This is a genomic window from Acinetobacter sp. V2 (assembly GCF_001188385.1).
GTDB lineage: Bacteria > Pseudomonadota > Gammaproteobacteria > Pseudomonadales > Moraxellaceae > Acinetobacter > Acinetobacter oleivorans.
In genome coordinates this window covers 1,534,052-1,534,939 of the sequence record NZ_JZFB01000001.1, presented here as the reverse complement: position 1 = coordinate 1,534,939, position 888 = coordinate 1,534,052, and the positions used below count along the sequence as shown (strand labels likewise).

Genomic DNA, 888 nt, shown 5'->3' with positions numbered 1-888 from the left:
ATTGTACTAACAGATGCTCAGAAGGATGCTAGCCAAAGTCCTCACTGTACCGGTAAATTCTAAGATTTAATTATCTAATTAAAAATTAGCTTTAAAAAAAGAGCCACTTTATAGCGGCTCTTTTTGTTATATTATTACGTATATTAAAATTGATACCGTTTGAGTTTGAAGTAGTCATGAACCAGCAACCTGTTGAAAAAAAATCTGTTCCTTGGTTATTAATGGGATTAGGTTTACTTATTCCTTTTTTAATTATTGGAATACTTTTCTTGGCTGCAAAAAGCGATGCTAAGACTAAAAAACAATATGAGCAGCAACGTTTAGAGATGGAAAAAAGAATAGCTGAAAAAGAAGCAGCAAGTTCTGAAAAGAAATAACAGCAGTATTTTTAATGAATATCCTTTTGTAGCTGACGTACACTTGGGATGTTTGTATAACGTCTTACTATATAACCTGCTTCGGTGAGCATTTGATCACGAATACGGTCTTCTTCTGCTTTTTCAAGATGGGTAGGGTCATCTAGCTCAATAATTGCGATGACTTCCATCTTGTCGTTAAGCACAACAAAGTCGGTTACTTTACGGTTGAACTGACTACGAACTTTATAATCATTGCTGGTAATCAAAGCACTAAAAGCCACTTGTGCTAAAACATGATGACTTGGAAAACTTTGTTTTAAACGTATAAACATTTGAGTTTCAAAGTTGGTAATGACAGGACGAGCAAAGAATTTTTGTTTTGGAAATAAATAAGGGCGTAAACAAACAACAAGAAAAATGCAGGTGCTTAAGCAACCTAAAACAATAAAAAATAAGTGACTGGATTCGAACATGTGAAAGCATCATACAAATAAAAACCCACTCATGATGAGTGGGTTTTTAAGAATCT

Annotated in this window: 3 protein-coding genes; 2 read left to right on the top strand and 1 reads right to left on the bottom strand. The window is 33.7% G+C overall.

The genetic code is table 11. The features are described from left to right. Both UC75_RS20550 and UC75_RS07040 read left to right on the top strand, forming a co-directional pair. Positions 1-63: hypothetical protein (locus UC75_RS20550; protein WP_228137223.1), on the top strand; the 63-nt coding region annotated here is incomplete at its 5' end. A gap of 113 nt (positions 64-176) precedes the next feature. Beyond that, positions 177-377 (top strand): hypothetical protein, encoded by a 201-nt coding sequence (locus UC75_RS07040; protein ID WP_049837136.1) that lies wholly within the window; start codon positions 177-179, stop codon positions 375-377. 11 nt (positions 378-388) lie between these two features. Here the strand turns inward: UC75_RS07040 and UC75_RS07035 are convergent, their stop codons facing one another. After that, complete coding sequence (locus UC75_RS07035) at positions 389-832, bottom strand: DUF2726 domain-containing protein (protein ID WP_049837135.1); 444 nt, start codon at positions 830-832, stop codon at positions 389-391. Between the last annotated feature and the right edge of the window lie 56 nt (positions 833-888).

Excerpts from the sequence above, each read along its gene's own strand:
- UC75_RS07040 (WP_049837136.1), top strand. The coding sequence starts at position 177 with ATGAACCAGCAACCTGTTGAAAAAAAATCTGTTCCTTGGTTATTAATG.
- UC75_RS07035 (WP_049837135.1), bottom strand. The coding sequence starts at position 832 with ATGTTCGAATCCAGTCACTTATTTTTTATTGTTTTAGGTTGCTTAAGC.